A 1883-nucleotide genomic window follows, 5' to 3' on the forward strand; every position below is an offset into this window, starting at 1 on the left:
GCTCTGGCATTCTGCCGGTGCCCGCTCGGCGAGTGGGTCGGCTGATTCTCGTCGACGAGTTTATCGGCGGGCCGGGGTCGCGGTCGCGCACTGCGGTGTATGCGCGGGTGTCCTCGGCGGACCAGAAGGCTGATCTGGATCGACAGGTGGCGCGGGTGACCGCGTGGGCCACCGCCTCACAGATTCCGGTCGACAAGGTGGTGACCGAGGTAGGTTCGGCACTCAACGGGCACCGCCGCAAATTCCTTGCGTTGCTGCGTGATCCGACGGTGAGTCGGATCGTGGTGGAGCACCGGGACCGGTTTTGCCGGTTGGGATCGGAGTACGTCGAGGCTGCGCTGGCTGCTCAGGGCCGCGAGTTGGTTGTGGTCGACTCGGCTGAGGTCGATGACGACCTGGTGCGGGATATGACCGAGATTCTGACCAGTATGTGTGCGCGGCTCTACGGCAAGCGTGCTGCTGCAAACCGGGCTAAGCGTGCCGTCGCAGCGGCGGTCGACGCCAGGGACAGTAAGGCAGCGTGATGGCGCGCTTCGAGATTCCCGCTGGCTGGACGATGCAGGCATTCAAGTTCACGCTCGACCCGACCGAGGACCAGGCCCGTGCGTTGGCACGGCATTTCGGTGCCCGGCGGAAGGCGTTCAACTGGACCGTCGCGACGTTGAAAGCGGACATCGCCAGCTGGCACGCCACCGGTGTTGAGTCGGCGAAGCCGTCGTTTCGGGTGATGCGTGAGCGGTGGAACCAGGTCAAGGACCAGGTGTGTGTCAACGCCGACACCGGGCAGGTGTGGTGGCGGGAATGCTCAAAAGAGGCCTATTCCGACGGAGTTCGTGGGGCGGTGGACGCGTACTGGAACTGGCAGCGGAGTCGTGCCGGCACACGTGCGGGCAAGCGGTTGGGTTTCCCGCGGTTCAAGCGCAAGGGCCGCGACCAGGACCGCCTCACGTTCACGACTGGAGCGATGCGGGTCGAACCGGATCGCCGCCACCTGACGTTGCCGGTGATCGGGACGGTCCGTACGCATGAGAACACCCGCTGCATTGAGCGGTTGATCGCCAAGGATCGTGCGCGGGTGTTGGCAATCAGCGTTCGGCGCAACGGCATCCGGTTGGATGCGAGCGTGCGGGTGCTGGTGCAACGCCCCCAACAGCCCCATCTCGCCCGTCCTGACTCACGGGTCGGCGTGGACGTCGGTGTGCGGCGCCTGGCCACCGTCGCCGACCCTGACGGCAATGTCCTGGAACGAGTGCCCAATCCTCGCCCGCTCGACGCAGCGCTCACGCAGTTGCGGCACGTCAGCCGCGCCCGCTCGCGCTGTGTAAAAGGCTCTCGGCGATACCGGGAGCGCACCACAGAGATGTCCCGGCTGCATCGCCGGGTCAACGACATCCGCACCCACCACCTCCACTGTCTGACAACACGATTGGCCAAAACTCACGGCCGCATCGTTGTCGAAGGTTTGGACGCGGCGGGAATGCTGCGGCAAAAAGGGCTGCCTGGTGCCCGCTCCCGACGGCGTAGTCTGTCTGATGCCGCCCTGGGAACTCCGCGCCGGCACCTGTCCTACAAGACAGGCTGGTACGGATCGCAGCTGGTGGTCGCCGACCGCTGGTTCCCGTCGTCGAAAACCTGCCACGAATGTCAGCATGTTCAAGACATTGGGTGGGACGAAAAATGGCATTGCGACAGTTGTTCAGCCACTCACCAACGTGACGACAACGCCGCCATCAACCTCGCACGCTACGAGGACACCGTTAGCGTCGTCGGCCCAGTTGGGGCCGCCGTCAAGCGTGGAGCCGACCGTAAGACCCGGCCAAGCCGGGCTGGTGGCCGTGAAGCGCGGAAGGGACGCAGCCTCAGGGCTGCCGAACAACCCCGAG

The 1883-nt window shown here is 65.4% G+C and carries 2 protein-coding genes; both read left to right on the forward strand.

Annotation, left to right across the window (positions count from 1 at the left end; translation table 11 throughout):
• The coding region (locus EET03_RS29575) for an IS607 family transposase (protein WP_122508870.1) at positions 1-524 on the forward strand (524 nt) is incomplete at its 5' end.
• The coding region (gene tnpB, locus EET03_RS29580) for an IS607 family element RNA-guided endonuclease TnpB (protein ID WP_099194392.1) at positions 524-1883 on the forward strand (1360 nt) is incomplete at its 3' end. The genes EET03_RS29575 and tnpB, both read left to right, overlap by 1 nt.

This window comes from Mycobacterium innocens (assembly GCF_900566055.1).
Classification (GTDB): Bacteria; Actinomycetota; Actinomycetes; order Mycobacteriales; family Mycobacteriaceae; genus Mycobacterium; species Mycobacterium innocens.